The 20,897-nt window shown below is 46.5% G+C and carries 15 protein-coding genes; 13 read left to right on the top strand and 2 right to left on the bottom strand.

Translation table 11 applies throughout. The annotated features are described in order from the left end of the window. On the top strand, positions 1-1,494 hold the full coding sequence (gppA, locus tag OCV11_RS01245) for a guanosine-5'-triphosphate,3'-diphosphate diphosphatase (protein ID WP_261894503.1): 1,494 nt from the start codon (positions 1-3) through the stop codon (positions 1,492-1,494). A gap of 69 nt (positions 1,495-1,563) precedes the next feature. Here the strand turns inward: gppA and OCV11_RS01240 are convergent, their stop codons facing one another. Further along, the gene (locus OCV11_RS01240) at positions 1,564-4,995 is read right to left on the bottom strand and encodes a hybrid sensor histidine kinase/response regulator (protein WP_261894501.1); all 3,432 of its coding nucleotides are present in this window, start codon (positions 4,993-4,995) and stop codon (positions 1,564-1,566) included. 142 nt (positions 4,996-5,137) lie between these two features. Next, complete coding sequence (locus OCV11_RS01235; RefSeq protein ID WP_261894499.1) at positions 5,138-6,337, bottom strand: 3-phenylpropionate MFS transporter; 1,200 nt, start codon at positions 6,335-6,337, stop codon at positions 5,138-5,140. Between the two features lie 249 nt (positions 6,338-6,586). Here OCV11_RS01235 and OCV11_RS01230 point away from each other — a divergent pair, with 249 nt between their 5' ends. The 12 genes from OCV11_RS01230 (at position 6,587) to OCV11_RS01175 (ending at position 20,863) form a co-directional block, all read left to right on the top strand. Beyond that, entirely contained in the window at positions 6,587-8,395 is a 1,809-nt protein-coding gene (locus OCV11_RS01230) for a DUF294 nucleotidyltransferase-like domain-containing protein (protein ID WP_261894497.1), read from the top strand. A gap of 12 nt (positions 8,396-8,407) precedes the next feature. Next, positions 8,408-9,058: a 3'-5' exonuclease gene (locus OCV11_RS01225; RefSeq protein WP_261894495.1), complete on the top strand. Its 651-nt coding sequence runs from the start codon at positions 8,408-8,410 to the stop codon at positions 9,056-9,058. A gap of 257 nt (positions 9,059-9,315) precedes the next feature. Next, positions 9,316-11,268, top strand: coding sequence for an acetate--CoA ligase (acs, locus tag OCV11_RS01220; RefSeq protein WP_261894494.1), 1,953 nt, complete (start codon positions 9,316-9,318; stop codon positions 11,266-11,268). 353 nt (positions 11,269-11,621) lie between these two features. Next, complete coding sequence (gene aroQ / locus OCV11_RS01215; protein WP_261894492.1) at positions 11,622-12,071, top strand: type II 3-dehydroquinate dehydratase; 450 nt, start codon at positions 11,622-11,624, stop codon at positions 12,069-12,071. Positions 12,072-12,131: 60 nt separating this feature from the next. Continuing rightward, positions 12,132-12,596 (top strand): acetyl-CoA carboxylase biotin carboxyl carrier protein, encoded by a 465-nt coding sequence (gene accB, locus OCV11_RS01210; RefSeq protein ID WP_261894490.1) that lies wholly within the window; start codon positions 12,132-12,134, stop codon positions 12,594-12,596. A 14-nt stretch (positions 12,597-12,610) separates the two neighbouring features. Then, positions 12,611-13,954, top strand: a complete 1,344-nt coding sequence (accC, locus tag OCV11_RS01205; protein ID WP_261894488.1) for an acetyl-CoA carboxylase biotin carboxylase subunit — start codon at positions 12,611-12,613, stop codon at positions 13,952-13,954. Positions 13,955-14,033: 79 nt separating this feature from the next. Then, entirely contained in the window at positions 14,034-14,318 is a 285-nt protein-coding gene (locus OCV11_RS01200; RefSeq protein ID WP_261894486.1) for a YhdT family protein, read from the top strand. After that, positions 14,311-15,771: a sodium/pantothenate symporter gene (panF, locus tag OCV11_RS01195; RefSeq protein WP_261894484.1), complete on the top strand. Its 1,461-nt coding sequence runs from the start codon at positions 14,311-14,313 to the stop codon at positions 15,769-15,771. Before OCV11_RS01200 ends, panF begins: the two co-directional genes overlap by 8 nt. A 128-nt stretch (positions 15,772-15,899) precedes the next feature. Next, positions 15,900-16,787, top strand: coding sequence for a 50S ribosomal protein L11 methyltransferase (gene prmA, locus OCV11_RS01190; protein WP_261894482.1), 888 nt, complete (start codon positions 15,900-15,902; stop codon positions 16,785-16,787). A gap of 139 nt (positions 16,788-16,926) precedes the next feature. Then, positions 16,927-17,898: a tRNA dihydrouridine synthase DusB gene (gene dusB / locus OCV11_RS01185; RefSeq protein ID WP_261894480.1), complete on the top strand. Its 972-nt coding sequence runs from the start codon at positions 16,927-16,929 to the stop codon at positions 17,896-17,898. Positions 17,899-17,917: 19 nt separating this feature from the next. Continuing rightward, the gene (fis, locus tag OCV11_RS01180) at positions 17,918-18,214 is read left to right on the top strand and encodes a DNA-binding transcriptional regulator Fis (protein WP_000462885.1); all 297 of its coding nucleotides are present in this window, start codon (positions 17,918-17,920) and stop codon (positions 18,212-18,214) included. A gap of 558 nt (positions 18,215-18,772) precedes the next feature. Continuing rightward, a complete protein-coding gene (locus OCV11_RS01175) occupies positions 18,773-20,863 on the top strand; it encodes a TonB-dependent receptor domain-containing protein (RefSeq protein ID WP_261894478.1) in 2,091 nt (696 codons plus the stop codon). Positions 20,864-20,897 lie beyond the last annotated feature (34 nt).

Raw genomic sequence — 20,897 nt, 5'->3', positions numbered from 1 at the left:
ATGAGTCACGATGTATCTTCACCGCTATACGCTGCAATCGATTTGGGCTCCAACAGCTTCCATATGTTGGTGGTTCGGCACATCGACGGTAGCGTGCAAACGATGGCGAAAATTAAGCGCAAAGTGCGCTTAGCCGCTGGACTTGATGAGAACAACGCATTGAGTCTAGAAGCGATGCAGCGCGGCTGGGACTGTTTGAGCCTCTTTGCCGAGCGACTTCAAGATATTCCTAAAGAGAATATCCGCATCGTTGGTACCGCAACTTTACGGACAGCGACCAACGTTAATGAGTTTCTTGTTAAAGCTAATCAGATCCTAGGACACCCCATAGAAGTGATTCCCGGAGAAGAAGAAGCAGCCACTATATATAAAGGTGTGGCGCATACTTCGGGCGGAATGGGACGTCGCTTAGTCGTCGATATCGGTGGAGCAAGTACAGAGTTTATTATTGGTGAAGGTTTCGAAGCCAAAGCGTTAACCAGTCTCAAAATGGGTTGTGTGACTTGGCTTGAACGACACTTTAGAGATCGTCAACTCAACACCACCAACTTCAATAATGCGATTGCGGCAGCCAAACAGACCCTTGAGCCGATTTTAAAACAGTATTGCGAACTGGGTTGGAACGTCTGTGTAGGTGCAAGTGGTACCGTACAGGCATTACAAGAGATCATGCTGGCTCAAGGGATGGATGAAATCATCACTCTGCCAAAGCTAAAACGCCTGCAAAAGCAGGCGATGATGTCAGATCATCTGGAAGAGTTGGAAATCGAGGGGTTAACTCTCGAGCGAGCATTGGTATTCCCAAGTGGACTATCGATTCTTATCGCGATTTTCGAATCCTTCCAGATTGAAGAGATGACATTAGCCGGTGGCGCTTTGCGTGAAGGTCTCGTGTATGAGATGGTCGAAGGGTTACGTCAAGATGATATCCGCGCACGAACCCTGTGCAGCATTCAACGCCGTTATCAAATTGATCAACACTATGCTCTGCAAGTCGCCAATCTTGCGAGCAAATTGCTCCAACAATGTGGGGGGCACAAGTGGGTTGAAGAGAGCCAAGCTGAAATGTTGCTGTGCAGCGCAGCCCAACTGCATGAAATCGGGCTGAGTATCGATTTCAAAAAAGGCGGAGAGCATAGTGCATATCTATTGCAACATCTGGACTTACCCGGCTATACCCGAGCGCAAAAATTCTATCTGGGTGAATTAGCACGACGTTATCGTGAGCAGTTAACCTCATTACCAGAGCAGCATGCTTTGTCTGGCACGAGTGCCAAACGAATTTTGCGGATATTGCGTTTAGCTGTGCTACTTAGTCATCGTCGTCAAGCTGAGCTGGAACCTGAATTCACGCTCGAAGCCGATGGAGATGTACTGACGTTAACACTTGATGCTCAGTGGTTACACGACAATCCATTAACTCGCACCGAATTAGAGCTAGAAGCGAACCGTCAAACGGATATCGGCTGGCCATTGACTGTGGTGGCTAAGTAAAGCAACCAAGTCCCACGATGCGAAGTGGATAATAAGTGAATGTTAACGCCCTCATTGAGGGCGTTTCTATTATGACTGCTGCAACATTGCGCGCAGCTTAAGGGGTTTAACTGGCTTAGGTAAAAAGCGAAAACCATTCGATTTCACCGCATCGACAATTTCCGCGGTTCTATCCGCACTGATGATCACACCGATGAAGTCATCTTGCATCCGTAAGCGAAATTGTTGCAGGACTTCTAATCCAGTGCGCCCTTGTTCTAGACGATAGTCGGATAAGATCACATCCGGACGCCACCCTTGTTCTAGAACTTTCAAGCTAGAAACAAGGTCAACCGACGTCTGCACATCACAGCCCCAACGCTCGAGCAATTCTCGCATGCCAACCAAGATGCTCTCCTCGTTATCGACGCACAGCACCCGTAGATGCTCTACTTGATGAACAGTTTCACTGACCGGAGAATAAATCATTGCCGCAACAGGCTTATTCGCTCTAGGAATGGAGACCGAAAAAACACTCCCCTCACCATGCCAAGATCGCATGCCTATCTCATGGCCGAGAACTTGCGCAATCCCTTTGGATATGGCCAATCCTAATCCCAAACCTTGATCAGAGCGAACTTGCGAACCTCGAGTAAATTCCTCAAAAATCTCCTGCTGTTTCTCTTCTTCAATACCAACACCATTATCCCAAACTTCAACTCGCACACTGTCATGTACATGCCGAACGCCGAGCACTACTTTGCCATTCGGGCAGTAACGAAACGCATTAGTAAGAAAGTTTTGGATAACACGACGTAGCAGTTTAGGGTCTGAAATAATGTAGAGAGAAGAAGGCACCACGCGAAACTCAATATGTTGCTGCTTAGCTAACGCACGAAATTCAGCGGCTAAGTTATCCAGAATATCGCGCACGGCAAAAGGTTGAGGATAGACTTCCAACTTACCGGATTCCAATCGTGAAATATCGAGCAAATCGCCAATCAGATCTTCTGCAGCGCCAAGAGCACTCTCGATATGATGTGCCAAACGTTTCGATTCTGCATCTAACGTCAACTCACCAAGAGAGGAGGAAAATAGGCGTGCGGCATTAAGTGGTTGCATTAAGTCATGACTCACCGCTGCTAAAAAGCGCGACTTAGATTGCGACTCATGCTCCGAGCGTTGCGTCGCGGTGACCAACTGGCGGTTCAACGTTTCCAACTCATGAGTACGTTGCAAAACGCGCTCTTCTAGATGCTCATTTGCCTCTTTTAAGCTCTGTTCTACGCTGCGAAATGCCGTGATATCGTTAAAGCTCATCACAAACCCACCGCCGGGCATCGGGTTACCTTGCACTTCAATCACTCGACCATCAGGCCTTTCTCGTGCTGAAGTATGCGCAGTGCCTTTTTCCAAATGGCGTAAGCGTTTTTCTACATGCTCTTCCACATCCCCAGGACCACAAAGCCCCTGCTGAGCGTTATGCCGAATAATATTTTCGATAGGACGACCGACTTGAACCAAACCTGGCGGAAAATTAAATAACTCCAAGTAACGTTGATTCCACGCCACCAGCCGCAGATGTTTATCGACTACCGCTAACCCTTGACTGATGTGCTCTATCGCGCCTTGCAACAAACCTCGGCTGAAATCATAGAGTTCAGAAGCTTCATCCACTATGGTGGCAACATCCTCCAAATACATGTTGCGTCCCTGTAAGGCAGAGGTCAGCACTAACTTAGCGGAAGAAGCACCAAACACCCCAGCCAATACACGTTCGGTATGGCGAATTAATGATGCCGGAGCTTGCTGCCCAGGCAGTAAGGTTTCGCCTTGCGAATTCCAATACTGATTAAACGCAGTCCGAACTCGTGCCCTTCCCACAAACCGTGACGCCAGCATTTCTAATTCACTGACCGTCACTCGGCTTTGGTAAATGCTCATGTTGTCATTATCTGGTAATGGCGTGCCTACAAACGCTGCTGATTGCAATCGCTCACTTAAACTCGAACGAGTGAGTAAAGAGATCACCACATAACACAAGGTATTGAGCACGATACTCAACAACATCCCCCAATCGGGTGCTGCCACGCCAATACTTTGCAACCATTGTGGTGGCGTAATAAGCCAGATGAGGACGTTATTTTGTTCATTCCCTGCCAGCAAACCAGACGCACTCATCAAGGTCAGCAGCCACAAGATAAACCCAACGGCTAAGCCTGAATAAACCCCTTTACGATTTCCTTCTCGCCAATACATGCCTCCTAGCAGTGCGGGGGCAAACTGTGTGACCGCAGCAAACGAGAGAAAACCGATGGCAGATAACGAAGGAATCGCATCCAGTGCTTTGTAGAAAAGCCATGCACCGATCAGCAGTAGTAAAATCAGAGTACGGCGGACATTGACTAACACATTCGAGATATGCCGATGATTGCGTTGGCTTAGCTTCATTCGGCGTAGCATTAACGGCATGACCAAATCGTTCGACACCATGATCGCTAATGCTATCGTCGAGACAATCACCATGCCCGAAGCAGCAGACGTTCCACCTAAAAAAGCCAGTAGTGCCATGAAATCAGCACCAGCAAATTTGGGAATACTAATAAGGTAAGTATCTGCAGAGACGCCAGTTAAGAGCCCCTGCCCAACCCAAGCAATCGGCAAGACAAACAGGCTCATCAACAATAAATAACAAGGAAACATCCAACGCGCCGTGTGGAGATCTTGTCCTTGCTCGTTTTCTACGACCGCGGTGTGAAACTGGCGTGGCAAACAAATCACCGCGACCATGGTCATGACCAAATGAATAAAAAGTGTTGGCCAGTTCGGCGACTGATAATTCTGCGCTGCTATCTCTCCCATCGAAAAGTCAGGCTCTTTCCACGAGAGATAACAGATAAACACGCCCACCAATAAAAAGCAGCCGAGTTTGACTATCGATTCAAAAGCCACGGCCATCATCATCCCACGATGATGTTCAGTGTTATCTACCTGTCGAGTGCCAAATAGCATGGTAAAAAGCGCTAGCGCGAGAACCACAAACCAAGAGACATTTTGGTTTTCATAACCAAACTCGGAAAAGAGATTGGGAGCAACTACATTTAACCCAGTAGTAATCGCGCGCAGTTGTAAAGCGATGTAAGGCAAAATGCCCACTACCGCAATAAGAGTCACCACGACAGACAAGCCCTGAGATTTGCCATATCTTGCCCCAATAAAATCGGCAATCGACGTAATATGCTCACGTTTAGCAATCAAAATCAGCCGCGCCAATACGCGCCAACCAAACACAAAAACCAAGATAGGAGCGAGATAGATTGGGATAAAAGACCACGGATTGGCACTGGCCTGTCCTACCGTGCCGTAGAAAGTCCATGACGTGCAGTAAACTGAAATGGATAAACTGTAAATCCAAGGCCGCCAGTTTGCTAACCAGTGAGCTTGCCGATCGCCATACCACGCAATCAAAAACAGCGTGCCGAGATACAGCAACGATACTGGAATCACTAACCAATCTTGCATATCACATCCTGTCTCGCTCTATTCTCACGTCTTAGTTAATCCACTTAACCAACAAATCCAGAGAAAACCGATAGTTAAAAGAAAGCCTCTTCTAAGAGTAGAAGAGGCTTTCATTAAACCGAGGATATTTTTATCTCTCAATCTAAGAGAGTGATTTCTGTGCGACAGCAGTCTCTTTCTCTGCATCTACTGTGTGAATTTGGGAGCGCGGTACATCTAAGCGAATGAACAACGCCAACACTCCCATCGCCGCCATCACCCAAAATACATTTGCTCCCCAATGAGAGAATCCCCACCCACTAAACGAAGTCATAATGGCGATACTCGCCCCTTGCGCTAAGGCATTGTAGAGCGCTTGCAACGCGACCATCCGGCTTTGATTAGCATATTGGATATAATGAATCGCAGCTAAATGAGCTAACGCGTAAGTCAAACTATGAAGCAGTTGAACGATCACCAAAGGAATCAAAGCCGTTGTGGATGCAGTAATACTCCAACGCACAATAACCGCCACAGCAGAAACGTAGAACAAGGTTTTTACACCAAAACCTGAGAAGGCCTTTTTACTAAAGGCGAACAGCAATACTTCAGCAACGACACCTAGGCTCCATAAGTAGCCAATAATATTTTCAGAGTAGCCCGACTCTTTCCAATAGAGCGAACTCACGCTGTAGTAGGCCGCGTGACTGCCTTGGATTAACGCTACCAGCAGCAAAAACTTCACCACCGACCATTCACGCAATAAGCCAAACAGCTTCGGCCGCTCAGTTTTGGTTTCCTCTACTAAGGTCACAGGCATTGGATTGGGACGGCGCAAACTGACCAGCCAAGTGCCAGCAAAACCGAGTAGTGCGGTATACAAAATCCAATTACTACCAAAAGAAGAGGCCAAATAACCCACTAAAGTCGAGCCGACAATAAACGAGATAGAACCCCACACTCGCGTCGAACCATAATCGAGCATTTTCTGTTTAGCGTAATAATTGGCCATCGCATCGGGCAACGGCATCATCGGCCCCATACAGATGTTAAACAAGACGGTCATTAACGCCATTAACCAGAAACTACCACCAGCGGCAAAGTAGAGCGAGACCGCCACCATGCCGCCAAATGCGAGCCAACGTAACACCGGAATAAATAACTCAACTTTGTGCACCCGCGGGGTAATCACTAAGTTGGACAAACATCGCGTTGCAAACCCAATCCCGACTAATGTACCAATATCTGCCGTTGGAATACCTTGTGAAGAAAACCATAAAGCCCAAAAGGGTAGATAAACTCCATAAGCAAAGAAAAAGCCGAATAGATATTGCGAAATCCATCCGTAGGGAGAAGTGTTCAACGTAGCAATCCTTGTCTTGGCGATGTAAAGAGCGCCTATTATGCCGCTAACCCTATAGTAGCTAAAGTGATGTTTCCTCAACTTATTGTGTCCAAATAGGAACAATCCACCACTTCACTAAGGCAAATTCACCAGCAGCCATGCAAACCACCGACTCATTTGACAAAGAATTAGACCAAAGTCGTCTGGAGCGAGCAAAGAAACACGCCACACTTAGTACTAACCTTCCTCAGTTCGGACGATATCACCATGCCAGACAAATTTGATATGCAGTCCCCACCCTTTGCTTGCTTAACGACAGGTCAACAAAAAACCTTACGTAACGCCCTTGATGTTGCCTATTTCCGCGGCCAACAAGTGGTGATTGAAGCGCAGCAACCCAGCCACTCGCTCTACATCGTAATCAAAGGGCTGGTCGAAGAAAAATCAGCGGAGAGCGGCGAGATTTATGCGCACTATACTCAGGATGATCTATTCGATGTGCGCGCCTTGTTTGATCCACTAACAAAACATCGTTATATCGCACTAGAAGACACGCTCACCTATCTCTTACCTAAAGCAGTATTTTTACAGCTATATCAACAAAATGAAGAGTTTGCTTCCTACTTTGATACCAGCCTTGTCACCCGACGCGCCCTATTGGAAAAAGCGCATCAACAGAAAAACATCGCCGAACTTATTCTGACTAAAGTAGACAGTTCGATTGTTCAACCTGCATTGCAATTGTTGCCTGAGACCACCATTGAAGAGGCGACCATTGCCATGACCGAACGCTCGGTTGATTGCGCCTTAGTACTGTTATCACCAAATAATAAAGAATCCGAGCACTATGCGATTGTCACGCAAACCAACCTGCTCCATGCGTTGGTTTTACAACGTTACGACCTCAACACCCCAATTAATACTATCGCTACTGCGCCAGTTCTTTCGGTTGAACAAGGTGACTATCTGTTTGATGCCATGGTGCAAATGACTCGGCGTAAAGTGAAACGCTTGATGGTGACTCATCATGGTGCTGCGGTGGGTATGTTGGATATGACACAGATTCTCAGTGTCTTTTCCACCCATTCCCATGTGATTACCTTAGCGATTGCCCGAGCAGATAATTTAGACGCCCTCGCCGAGGCAGCAAGCAAACAACGAATTTTGGTGGAAAGTCTCTATAACCGAGGAGTTAGAACCCGTTTTATCATGGAACTTATCTCCGCAGTCAATGAACAGATTATGGAGAAAGCTTTCTCTCTACTCGTACCACCAGAGCGCCAAAAGCAGTGCTGTTTGATGGTACTCGGCTCAGAGGGCCGGCATGAACAAATCCTCAAGACCGATCAAGATAATGCGCTGATCATCGCCAATAATGTCGATTGGCCTGAGTATGGACAAACCATGCATCAACTCACCCAAACCTTAGTGCAATTGGGTTACCCACTCTGCCCCGGTGGAGTAATGGTGCAAAACAGCCAATGGGTAAAATCACAGCACGATTGGGACAGCACTTTACAGCACTGGTGCCGTAGCCGTAGTGCTGACAATCTGATGCTATTGGCGATTGTTGCTGATGCCCACTGTGTTGCTGGTGATGCCACATTAATGGACCCAATCAAACACACCCTAAGCCGTCTGACGCTCCATCAAGAAGCGCTCTTGGCCGACTTTGTTCGCCCAGCACTGGCATTCTCGTCACCACTGACACTCTTTGGCCAAGTGAAACAGGGGAAAAATGGTCTTGATATCAAACAAGGCGGGATATTCCCTGTCGTACATGGCATTCGTACGCTCAGTTTGGAATATGGCATCACAGTGACCAATACCTTTGAACGAATTAGCGCACTCCAACAAAGAAGAGTTCTTGAAAAACAGACTGCCGATAACTTATCCGAAGCCTTAAAACTGTTTTTTAAACTGCGTTTAGCCCAACAGCTGCAGCAACATCAAAACTCCAATCAATTGGATGTGAAACAACTCGATCGCGCCGAACGTGACCTATTACGTCATAGCCTGCATGTGGTGAAAAAGTTTAAACAATGGCTCGCATATCACTATCAAATTCGTGATTAAAAGGAACTCAAAATGAATTGGCTACTTAGGAATTACTGGTCATACAAATTAGAAGGGTCAGCGTATCAATACCTCTTTACTACCCCAGCGAAGCAGGAGTTCGTCTCACTCGACTGCGAGACCACCAGTCTTGATCCCGAACGGGCAGAGTTAGTGAGTATTGCTGCAGTAAGAGTCAACGACAACCGAGTATTACTGAGCCAACCCTTTGAAATTCGGCTAGCCGCCCCACACTCTCTTGATTCGACATCCATCAAAATACATCAACTACGCCATCAAGATCTTCACGATGGACTCAACGAAAAAGAAGCCTTAAAGCAATTGATCGCTTTTATTGGTAATCGACCTCTAGTGGGCTATCACATTCGCTATGACAAGAAAATTCTTGATATTGCCTGCCGTAAACAACTGGGGTTTCCACTCCCCAATCCGCTAATTGAAGTGAGTCAACTCTATCAAGAGCAACTCGAAAAGCTGTTACCCAATGCGTACATCGACTTGAGCCTAGATGCCATCTGCCGCCATCTTGAACTACCACAGCAGGAAAAGCATGATGCATTACAAGACGCCATCGCTGCAGCACTGATTTTTGTGCGCTTAACCCACGGTGATTTACCTCCACTTAAGTCTCCCGATGCTGTGGATGTCCATTACTCCACTTGATGCATGTGTGAGCTAACTCTCTCTTCCGACATTTCAATAAGATAGCGTTAGACCAAGGCAGATTTGCTCGCTAAGCCTTAACCATAAACTGCCGTCAGTACTTTCATCTCTGTGTGTTCAATTCCTTACTCGCCGTGATTACTCCTAAAGTCTAATTGTGCAATCAAGGCCTGTGGCTAAAGGTTATAGGCAGAACAAATTTTCTTTTACACCCTACGCCCACAAGGAAATTTGACGATTTCACAAGGAGAAAGACAATGAGTGAATCGCACGTTTATCCCGTCAAAAGTACAATAAAAGCGCATACCCATGCCGATAACGACACCTATTTGAACATGTATCAGCAATCCGTAGAAAATCCGGACGCTTTCTGGGCTGAACATGGGAAAATTGTTGATTGGATAAAACCTTACACCCGAGTCAAACACACCTCATTTGATACAGGCCATGTTGATATTCGTTGGTTTGATGATGGCCAACTTAACGTTTCAGCTAACTGCCTCGATCGTCATTTAGCGGATCGTGGCGATGACGTCGCGATCATTTGGGAAGGAGATGATCCAACCCAAGATGAAAAGATCACCTTTAGCCAACTGCACCAAAAGGTGTGTTGTTTCGCTAATGCGCTGAAAGAACATGGCGTGAAAAAAGGCGATGTGGTTTGCCTATATATGCCAATGGTGCCGGAAGCGGCAGTCGCCATGCTCGCTTGTACACGTATCGGCGCCGTACACACTGTGGTGTTCGGTGGTTTCTCTCCTGAAGCGCTAGCAGGGCGTATCGTTGATTCCAACGCCAAAATAGTGATCACTGCCGATGAAGGTATTCGCGCGGGACGTCCAGTGCCACTTAAGAAAAACGTCGACGAAGCGCTGGCGAACCCAAGCGTCAAAGGGATTAACAGCGTAATCGTATTTCAACGTACTGGCGGAAAAGTCGCATGGAACAATCAACGTGATATTTGGTGGCATGACGCAGTGTCCAAAGTCAGTGATATTTGTCCACCAGAGCCAATGAATGCCGAAGACCCACTCTTCATCTTATATACCTCCGGTTCAACGGGTAAACCTAAAGGCGTGTTACATACCACTGGCGGTTATCTGGTTTACGCGACTATGACCTTCAAGTATGTGTTTGATTATCAACCCAATGACGTGTTCTGGTGTACTGCTGACGTCGGTTGGATTACCGGACATACCTATCTGATTTATGGCCCATTATCGAATGGTGCCCAGACCATCTTGTTTGAAGGTGTGCCCAATTACCCAGCGACTAATCGCATGAGCCAGGTCGTCGATAAACATCAGGTGACCATACTGTATACGGCTCCCACTGCGATTCGTGCCTTGATGGCGAAAGGTGATGAAGCGGTGAAAGGGACTTCCCGTTCCAGCTTACGCATCATGGGCTCGGTTGGGGAACCCATTAACCCAGAGGCGTGGGAGTGGTACTACAAAACCATCGGTAACAGTCAGTCACCGATTGTCGACACCTGGTGGCAAACCGAAACAGGCGGCATATTGATCACCCCGTTACCTGGAGCAACTGACCTCAAACCAGGCTCGGCCACTCGCCCATTCTTTGGTGTACAACCCGCCTTGGTTGATAACGAAGGACAACTTCTTTCCGGTGCGACCGAAGGTAATTTGGTCATCCTAGATTCATGGCCAGGGCAAATGCGTACTGTGTATGGCGACCATGAGCGTTTTGAACAGACTTACTTTTCCACCTTCAAAGGCATGTATTTCACCGGAGATGGTGCACGACGTGATGAAGATGGTTACTACTGGATCACCGGACGTGTCGACGATGTCTTAAACGTCTCTGGACACCGCATGGGCACGGCGGAGATTGAATCTGCACTGGTGGCGTTTGACAAAATTGCCGAAGCTGCAGTGGTTGGCGTACCTCACGATATCAAAGGCCAAGCAATTTATGCCTATATCACGCTAAATGACGGGATCTACCCCGATGCGCAGCTGCACAAAGAAGTGAAAGATTGGGTACGAAAAGAGATTGGCCCGATTGCGACACCCGATGTATTACATTGGACAGACGCGCTACCTAAAACCCGCTCAGGTAAGATTATGCGGCGAATTTTGCGTAAAATTGCCACCGGTGACACGGGTAATCTGGGCGACACCTCTACCCTTGCCGACCCAAGTGTTGTTGATCGTTTGATTACCGAGAAAGCCAAATACTCTCAATAAACTACGTTTAGTCATTCATCAATAAAGTTATGTCGATCGCATAAAAACTCCGAATACCCTGTAATCGGAGTTTTTTATTGGCTTTACTCTTCTAGATTATGAACAATAGTATTAAAGTGCGTTTAGAAAATACTCTATTCAGTAGTACCCCCACAATTAGTATGGCGTACATTTCCCCGTTCAAAATTAAACTAGCTGATTAGACCAGTAAATTGCTGCCATTTGTTGTGAATTAGCTATAATCTTGGGCAATTTTTAAAATCAGCGGAATTTTGACAAAAATTTGGCGTCAAATGCACTATGATGAGGGTACATTTTCGATTTCATCTACTATAAAGGAAGATAACCGCACAATGACTGCAAAATCACGCATTCTTGTTCTCAACGGACCAAACCTAAATTTATTAGGTTTACGTGAACCGGCACACTACGGTTCACAGACTTTAGAACAAATTGTCACGATGTTACGTGAACAAGCAACAACCGCAGGTATTGAGCTGGAACATCTTCAGTCCAACCGTGAATATGAATTGGTAGAAGCCATTCACCAAGCTTACGGGAAAGTAGATTTTATCGTCATTAACCCAGCAGCATTTACTCATACCAGTGTTGCTCTGCGTGATGCGCTACTTGGTGTAGCTATTCCGTTTATTGAAGTGCACTTGTCAAATATTCATGCACGTGAGCCATTCCGTCACCATTCATACTTGTCTGATAAAGCACAAGGGGTGATCTGCGGATTAGGAGCACAAGGTTATCAATTCGCTTTGTCGGCAGCGCTGAATTACCTGCAGGCGAAGTAATAAATCACTCTGCAGTCCCTTTGGGGGCTGTCTTACTCACAGATAAAAGAGAAAGAAACAATGGATATTCGTAAAATCAAGAAGCTTATCGAACTAGTTGAAGAGTCTGGCATTGCTGAGCTAGAAATCTCTGAAGGCGAAGAATCGGTACGTATCAGCCGTAACAGCCCTGCGCAATTTGCTGCTCCAATTCAATACGCAGCAGCACCAGCGCCAGTAGCAGCTCCTGCACCAGCGGCTCCAGTAGCAGCTCCTGCACCAGCAGCGGCTCCAGCTTCTCAAGAGCCTGCGGGTCATAAAGTACTTTCTCCAATGGTTGGTACTTTCTACCGTTCATCTAGCCCAGAAGCGAAACCATTCGTAGAAGTGGGTCAATCAGTAAAAGTTGGCGACACTCTATGTATCGTTGAAGCAATGAAAATGATGAACCAAATCGAAGCTGATAAAGCAGGCGTGGTTACTGCAATCCTTCTAAGCGACGGCCAACCTGTAGAATTTGACCAGCCACTTGTTATCATCGAATAAGTGGAGTTGAGATCATGTTAGACAAAATTGTCATCGCGAACCGAGGCGAAATTGCGCTTCGTATCCTTCGCGCTTGTAAAGAACTTGGTATTAAAACTGTCGCTGTTCACTCAACAGCTGACCGTGATTTAAAACACGTTCTATTAGCAGATGAAACCATCTGTATCGGTCCTGCTCGCAGTATCGACAGCTACCTAAACATCCCTCGCATCATTTCTGCTGCAGAAGTGACTGGCGCAGTGGCAGTTCACCCAGGCTACGGTTTCCTATCAGAAAACGCAGACTTCGCTGAACAAGTTGAAAAATCTGGTTTTATCTTCATCGGTCCGAAAGCAGATACCATCCGTATGATGGGTGATAAAGTTTCTGCAATCAACGCGATGAAAAAAGCAGGCGTTCCTTGTGTACCTGGTTCAGATGGTCCACTTGATAACGACGAAGTGAAAAACAAAGCTCATGCGAAACGCATCGGCTACCCAGTGATCATCAAAGCCTCTGGTGGCGGCGGCGGTCGTGGTATGCGTGTGGTTCGTAACGAAGGCGAATTGGTTAACGCTATCGCAATGACTCGTGCAGAAGCGAAAGCAGCATTCAACAACGACATGGTTTACATGGAGAAATACCTAGAAAACCCTCGTCACGTTGAAGTGCAAGTGTTGGCTGATGGTCAAGGTAATGCAATTCACCTTGGTGAACGTGACTGTTCTATGCAACGTCGTCACCAAAAAGTGGTTGAAGAAGCTCCAGCACCAGGCATCACTGAAGAGATGCGTAAGTACATCGGCGAACGTTGTACTCGTGCTTGTGTGGAAATCGGCTACCGTGGTGCAGGTACTTTTGAGTTCCTATACGAAAACGGCGAATTCTACTTCATCGAAATGAACACCCGTGTTCAAGTTGAGCACCCAGTAACTGAAATGGTGACTGGCGTTGACATCATCAAAGAACAGTTGCGTATCGCTGCTGGTCAACCTTTGTCATTTACTCAAGATGATATTAAGATTCGTGGCCATGCTATGGAATGTCGTATTAACGCAGAAGATCCAGAGCGCTTCCTACCATGTCCTGGTAAGATCGATATGTTCCATGCTCCAGGCGGCATGGGCGTTCGTTGGGAATCGCACATCTACTCTGGTTATACCGTTCCTGCATATTACGATTCAATGATCGGTAAATTGATCACTTACGGTGAAAACCGCGATGTGGCTATCGCTCGTATGCGTAACGCACTTAACGAGATGATTGTTGAAGGGATTAAAACCAACATCCCTCTACAACAGTCAATCATGCTGGATGAAAACTTCCAGAATGGCGGTACTAACATCCACTATTTGGAGAAAAAACTGGGTCTGCAATAATCCTCCAGTTGAAGCTCTAAATAAGAAAGGTCACCTAAGGGTGGCCTTTTCATTTATGTAAATAGACAAGGGAGACTGCATGTCTAAGCTTTCAGGCATTTATCGTCAGGCGCATAAAGAAGCCTTTTTGGCTTTTGCTCTTGCTGTCCTGTACTTCCTCTGGTGGTATGCCACTGCCTATGGATTGTCGCCTACGACAGACGATCACGCCATGCCCACGCTATATTGGGGCTTTCCTTTGTGGTTCCTGCTCTCATGCATCATAGGTCCACTGCTGTTCACCATTTTGTGTTTTGTGATGGTGAAAGTGTTCTATAAAGACGTCCCTCTGGATATCGCTGCTGATGAGGATAATCATGAATAGCGAACTGCTGATTCCACTCGTTATTTACCTAATAGCGGTATTTGCTTTGGCGGCGTTTACTCGACGTTTCAAAAGCAAAAATCACTTTTTAAATGAATATTTTGTTGGTGGCCGAAGCATGGGTGGCTTTGTGCTTGCCATGACCCTTTCCGCCACTTATGCCAGCGCCAGTAGTTTCATCGGTGGCCCTGGCGCAGCCTACAAGATGGGGTTGGGTTGGGTTTTACTTACCATGATCCAATTGCCAGTGGCGTGGTTAACCTTAGGGGTGTTGGGGAAAAAATTCGCCATTGAAGCTCGTATTCATAATGCCGTTACGGTAAACGACATTTTGTACGCGCGCTTTAAAAGCCGCCCGGTGGTTATCTTAGCGTCGCTCTCTCTGCTGCTTGCTTTCTTTGGCACTATGGTGGTGCAGTTTGTTGGCGGTGCTCGCTTGCTGCAAACAGTGACGGGACTGCCCTATGAGCAGGGCCTTTTCATCTTCGCCTTTACCGTTGGCCTTTACACCACTATTGGTGGTTTCCGTGCCGTAGTCCTTACCGATGCGATGCAAGGGATCATGATGTTAATTGGCACCGTAGCGCTCCTTTGGGGGGTGATTCATGCCGGTGGTAGTGTTGGCGAATTGGTGACTAAGTTGCATGACATTGACCCCTCACTCGTAACGCCTTATGGTCCTCATCACTTTATTAGCCAACCGTTCATTCTGAGTTTCTGGGTCTTGGTCTGCTTTGGTGTGATTGGGTTACCGCATGCTGCAGTGCGCTGCATGTCGTATCGCGATAGTCGCTCAGTACATAAGGGCATGATCATTGGCACGATTGTCGTTGCACTATTGATGTTAGGGACGTCGCTAGCAGGCGCGCTCGGCAGGGCCATTGTGCCGGAAGTGGGCAGCCCAGACCAAATCATGCCGACATTGATGATGACCGTATTACCGCCATTGGTGGCAGGTATCTTTTTAGCGGGGCCAATGGCGGCGATTATGTCGACTATTGATTCACAGCTCATTCAAGCATCGGCGACGCTACTGAAGGATTTGTATATCAACTACATCAATCCGCAAGTGATTGAAAAAAGTGATGGTGAACGACGCTTAAACCGCCTATCGCTTTGGGTTACCGCTATCTTTGCTCTATTAGTATTTTGTGCGGCTACCAACCCGCCAGATATGATTATTTGGTTGAACTTAATGGCTTTTGGTGCATTACAAGCCGCTTTCTTATGGCCGCTCGTTCTTGGCCTATACTGGAAAAAAGCCTCTGCAACGGGTGCATTAAGTTCCATGGTCGTTGGCCTTGTCACCTTCATTTTACTGAGCTGGCTAAAACCGAATATCGGCGGAGTGCATCCGATTGTGCCAACGCAAATCATCAGTCTCATCGTCTTTGTTATCGGTAGTCTACTAAAACCGAATGCCAATAAAATAGCGACACCAGAAGTCGCCTAACACCTTGAATCAAACGGAGCCAACTGGCTCCGTTTTCTTTTCTTCATCACTCTTGATGTGGATAAGATGTCATCACGCAGGGGATCTGCTAAACTTCGCCCCTAAATTCCTAATGAGAGTCATGTAAGATGCCTTGGATTCAAATTAAGCTGAATGCCACGAATGAAAATGCCGAAGCCATTGGCGATATGTTGATGGATGAGACAGGTGCACTGTCTATTACGTTTCTAGATGCGAAAGATACGCCTGTATTTGAGCCTCTTCCGGGTGAAACACGCCTATGGGGCGACACTGACGTATTGGCACTTTACGATGCTGAAATCGATACGGCAGCGGTTCTGGCACAGATCCAAGCAAGCCCTCTTCTAGCGAAAGACTTTGCTTACAAAGTTGAACAAATTGAAGACAAAGACTGGGAACGTGAGTGGATGGACAACTTCCACCCAATGAAATTTGGTGAGCGTCTGTGGATTTGTCCAAGCTGGCGTGAAATCCCAGATCCAACCGCCGTCAACGTTATGCTTGACCCAGGTCTTGCGTTCGGTACTGGTACTCACCCAACCACAGCTCTCTGCCTACAATGGCTAGACAGTTTGGATTTGGCGGGTAAAACCGTTATCGACTTCGGTTGTGGTTCAGGCATCCTTGCGATTGCAGCAATTAAACTTGGCGCAGCAAAAGTCGTGGGTATCGATATCGACCCACAAGCACTGCAAGCCTCTCGCGATAATGCTGCTCGCAACGGCGTAGCAGACCAAATTGAAGTCTACCTACCGCAGAACCAACCAGAAGGTTTAGTGGCTGATGTGGTTGTCGCTAACATTCTTGCTGGCCCATTGCGCGAGCTATCACCAGTCATTAAGAGCCTGATGAAACCTCAAGGTCAGCTTGCGATGTCTGGTGTTCTAGACGTACAAGCTGAAGGTGTTGCTGATTTTTACCGCGATGAACTGGATATCGACCCAATTGTTGAGATGCAAGAGTGGTGTCGCATCACTGGCCGCAAACGCAGCTAGAGAAAGGTTTGCACGCTAATTGACTGAAAAATCGGCAATTTACAAAAACAATTTGTAAATGCTCAAATATTAGTCTTTTCACGCAGTAAAAAAATGCGTAAAATGCGCGCCCTTGCTGGTACAGAACTGTGAAGACGTTTTGAAAATCGGAAATTATCAACTTAAGAACAATCTCATCGTTGCCCCTATGGCAGGAGTTACAGACAGACCGTTTCGAGAGTTGTGTCTACGCTATGGTGCAGGAATGGCCGTCAGTGAAATGATGTCCTCAAATCCTGAACTATGGAAAACGTCGAAGTCAAAAAATCGCATGGTGCATGAAGGTGAATCGGGCATTCGCTCAGTGCAGATTGCTGGAAGTGACCCACAGCTTATGGCCGAAGCAGCTCAATTCAGTGTTGAAAACGGTGCGCAAATCATTGATATCAACATGGGCTGCCCTGCAAAAAAGGTGAATAAGAAGCTCGCTGGCTCTGCTTTGCTTCGTTACCCAGAGATCATTAAAGATATCTTGGAAACGGTAGTGAATGCAGTCAATGTTCCTGTAACACTGAAAACCAGAACGGGCTGGGATACAGACAATAAAAACTGTATCTATATCGCTAAACTAGCCGAAGACTGCGGCATCCAAGCTCTGGCCCTTCACGGGAGAACCCGCGCTTGTATGTACAAAGGTGAGGCGGAATACGACAGCATTAAAGCGGTCAAGGCAGCCATCAATATACCGGTTATCGCTAATGGTGATATCGATAGTCCGGAGAAGGCCAAGCAAGTACTGGAGTACACCGGTGCAGACGCTTTAATGATCGGACGTCCGGCCCAGGGACGCCCATGGATTTTTCAGGAAATCCGACACTTTTTGGAAACCGGCACCACGATGCCAGAGCTCCCGAATTCGGAAGTGAAGGACATCATGCTTGGTCATGTACAAGCTCTGCACCAATTTTATGGTGAATATCTTGGCCCTCGTATCGCGCGTAAGCATGTCGGGTGGTATCTCAAAGAACATGAACAGGCGAGTGAGTTTCGTCGGACCTTTAACGCCATCGAGTCAGCGCCGCTGCAACTAGAGGCGCTCGAAGGTTATTTTGATAACGTTGCACAATATTAAGAGAAGAGCTAGACCGAATATGTTCGAACAAAATCTGACTTCAGAAGCTTTAACAGTAACAACAGTAACTTCACAAGACCAAATCACGCAAAAGCCACTACGTGATTCAGTTAAAGCATCTCTTAAAAACTATCTTGCTCAATTGAATGGCCAAGAAGTAACAGAACTTTACGAATTAGTTCTAGCTGAAGTTGAACAGCCACTACTAGATACCATCATGCAGTACACTCGCGGTAACCAAACTCGCGCAGCAACTATGATGGGTATCAACCGCGGTACTCTTCGTAAGAAACTAAAAAAATACGGCATGAACTAAGAAGAAATTCTAATTCATTGATTTTAAAAGCCACGCCATCAACAGCGTGGCTTTTATTTTTTCCTGTACCCACAATTGTACCCCGCACTTCATCTCATAACGCGCGTAAAAAAAATTGTTCTATCCGTGGAACAGTTCTGCCAGTAAATGGAACTCTTTTCCTTTTTGCAGTACCAAAAATCTTTTCTCCATTGGAACGATTCAATCACTACTAATGCAAAATACACCTTCATCACTTCCCCGCTCATCTTTATATCAAACACACAAGTGATATAAATAAAACCTCAAAATAACAATGCATTACAATGTAAAAGGCATCATATAGAGACTATTTATCCCCGTATTTTCCATATAAAAACCTAGTTACATATATTCAAAATAAAAATAATAATTAACAAGTTATTTATTTTAAAAATAAGTAAACACAGTTAATAACACAGGTAAATCATCACGCTTAGAACCAAATAGCACAGAGACAAAACTTAACGGTATTGATAATTATTTTTATTTGCAAATATAATGCATTCCTTTACGGTTTCTTTACAAGGATTTACGTTTGTGAAATTTCAATACTCAACGCTTACCCTCGCTGTATTCTCTGGGCTTTGCTCGCTACCTAGTGTGGCAGCAACAGCAACAGAAACCATGGTGGTCACTGCCAACGCCGGTTTAGAGAAAAAAATCACTGACGCCCCTGCTTCTATTTCCGTTATTAGTCAGCAAGATTTGGCCGAAAAAAACTATATGGATTTAGGCGAAGCTCTGAGCGGTTTAGAGGGGGTCGATGTTCGAAGTACCACAGGTAAAACCGGCGGCCTGAACATCAGTATCCGCGGAATGGGCAGTAGCCACACCTTAGTGTTGATTGACGGCATTCGTCAAACAGCCAGCTCAGACACGACACCAAACGGCTTTGGCGAAATGGGCAATGGGTTTGTCCCACCACTATCAGCCATCGATCATATCGAAGTAATTCGCGGCCCAATGTCGACGTTATACGGTTCTGACGCGATTGGCGGTGTGGTCAATATCATCACGAAGAAGAATCAAAAAGAGTGGGCGGGCACCATCAATGCCGGACACAATCTGCAAGAGCATGACAAATGGGGTGACACCTCAACTATCAGTATTAACACCTCAGGTCCTCTCATACAGGATAAACTGAATCTCAATCTGCGCGGCACATTTAAACATCGCCAAGGTTCCAGCATTACCTCGTTAAGCGACTCAGGCAGCGTAACACGCACCCCTTACCCGACAGAAAGCGACAACTACAATGTCGGCGGGAAACTGAGTTACAACGTCAATGAAGACCATACCGTATTCATTGACGGACACATCGCACGTCAGACATTCGATAACAGCAAAGAGCAGCTTGGTGACATTGGTACGAGCGGTGGCGGCTATAAAGACGAAATGAAGTACAACGAAGACCAAGTGATCATTGGTCACGAATCACAACTGGGATTGGGTCGTTGGATGTCAGACGCTTCGTACATGACAACCGAAGCGAAAGGACGCATTCTTACCTCTCGTACTGGTTTTAGCGGCAGTGACTTAGGTAAAGACCGCAAACTCGAAAACACTAACACCATTGTTAACACCAAGTTGTTAACCGATATTGGCGAAGACCATGCCGCAACCTTTGGTGCCCAATATTGGAATGCTAAGATGAAAGATGGCATCGTGTTAAACACCACGGGGGAAACCTTCGAGCAAACCTCTTACTCACTGTTTGCAGAAGACGATTGGCAAATTCTTGATCCGGTTGTGTTGACGTTAGGTGCCCGTTACGAGCATCACGATTCATTTGGCAGTCACGTTAGCCCGCGCGCCTACGTGGTGTGGACGGCCAATGACAACTGGACAGTCAAAGGAGGGGTCAGCACAGGTTATCGCACACCAAGTCTAAGCAACCTACACAATGGTATCAGCGGCGTGGGTGGTCGTGGCTCAATCAGTGTGGTCGGTAATCCAGACCTAAAACCTGAAGAGAGTACTAACTACGAAACCGGCTTGTACTACGAAAATGAAAGCAACTTCAAAGCAAACGTAACCCTGTTTGTTAACCACTATAAAAATGCGATCTCCTCCTACACCATCGACAGTAGCACAAGCTCCTATGAAAACGTGGGCAAAGCGAAAATTGAAGGCGTTGAAGTGGGTACGTCCTTCCCTCTCTTTATCGATAGCGTATCGATGAACCTAAACTACACCTACACTCATAGCGAGCAGGTGGGTGGTGATAATGATGGCGCGCCATTTGGCAATACGGCCAAACACATGGCGAATGCGAAGGTTCGTTGGCAAGCAACAGAAGAGTTGGATACTTGGTTAAGTGCTGAATATCATGGCAAAACGCCTCGTTACACCAGCAACTATGACAACCTAAGCACGACACAACAAGCTATCTACGATGCGAAAGGCGACCTAAAAGCGTGGACAGTCATCAACATGGGTGCAACCTACCTCATCACTAAAGATCTTAAGATCAACGGTGCGGTGTACAACCTATTGGATAAAGACTTCACTAAGATGGAACTGTTTGGTTCAGAATATGCGGGTGATTACTTCGATACATCTCGCTCAACCTCAGGTTATGTCACGCCAGGACGTAACTACTGGGTATCCTTGAACTATGATTTCTAAACACGGTTTCTAAATCTACAACAGACAGTGTATT

The sequence above is a fragment of the Vibrio porteresiae DSM 19223 genome, assembly GCF_024347055.1.
Classification (GTDB): domain Bacteria; phylum Pseudomonadota; class Gammaproteobacteria; order Enterobacterales; family Vibrionaceae; genus Vibrio; species Vibrio porteresiae.
The sequence above is the reverse complement of the archived record's forward strand: the minus strand, read 5'-3'. Positions and strand labels throughout refer to the sequence as shown.

Bases quoted from the DNA above. Each gene is read 5' to 3' on its own strand.
- gppA (WP_261894503.1), top strand. From the start codon at position 1: ATGAGTCACGATGTATCTTCACCGCTATACGCTGCAATCGATTTGGGC.
- OCV11_RS01240 (WP_261894501.1), bottom strand. From the start codon at position 4,995: ATGCAAGATTGGTTAGTGATTCCAGTATCGTTGCTGTATCTCGGCACG.
- OCV11_RS01230 (WP_261894497.1), top strand. From the start codon at position 6,587: ATGCCAGACAAATTTGATATGCAGTCCCCACCCTTTGCTTGCTTAACG.
- OCV11_RS01225 (WP_261894495.1), top strand. From the start codon at position 8,408: ATGAATTGGCTACTTAGGAATTACTGGTCATACAAATTAGAAGGGTCA.
- acs (WP_261894494.1), top strand. From the start codon at position 9,316: ATGAGTGAATCGCACGTTTATCCCGTCAAAAGTACAATAAAAGCGCAT.
- aroQ (WP_261894492.1), top strand. From the start codon at position 11,622: ATGACTGCAAAATCACGCATTCTTGTTCTCAACGGACCAAACCTAAAT.
- accB (WP_261894490.1), top strand. From the start codon at position 12,132: ATGGATATTCGTAAAATCAAGAAGCTTATCGAACTAGTTGAAGAGTCT.
- accC (WP_261894488.1), top strand. From the start codon at position 12,611: ATGTTAGACAAAATTGTCATCGCGAACCGAGGCGAAATTGCGCTTCGT.
- OCV11_RS01200 (WP_261894486.1), top strand. From the start codon at position 14,034: ATGTCTAAGCTTTCAGGCATTTATCGTCAGGCGCATAAAGAAGCCTTT.
- panF (WP_261894484.1), top strand. From the start codon at position 14,311: ATGAATAGCGAACTGCTGATTCCACTCGTTATTTACCTAATAGCGGTA.
- prmA (WP_261894482.1), top strand. From the start codon at position 15,900: ATGCCTTGGATTCAAATTAAGCTGAATGCCACGAATGAAAATGCCGAA.
- fis (WP_000462885.1), top strand. From the start codon at position 17,918: ATGTTCGAACAAAATCTGACTTCAGAAGCTTTAACAGTAACAACAGTA.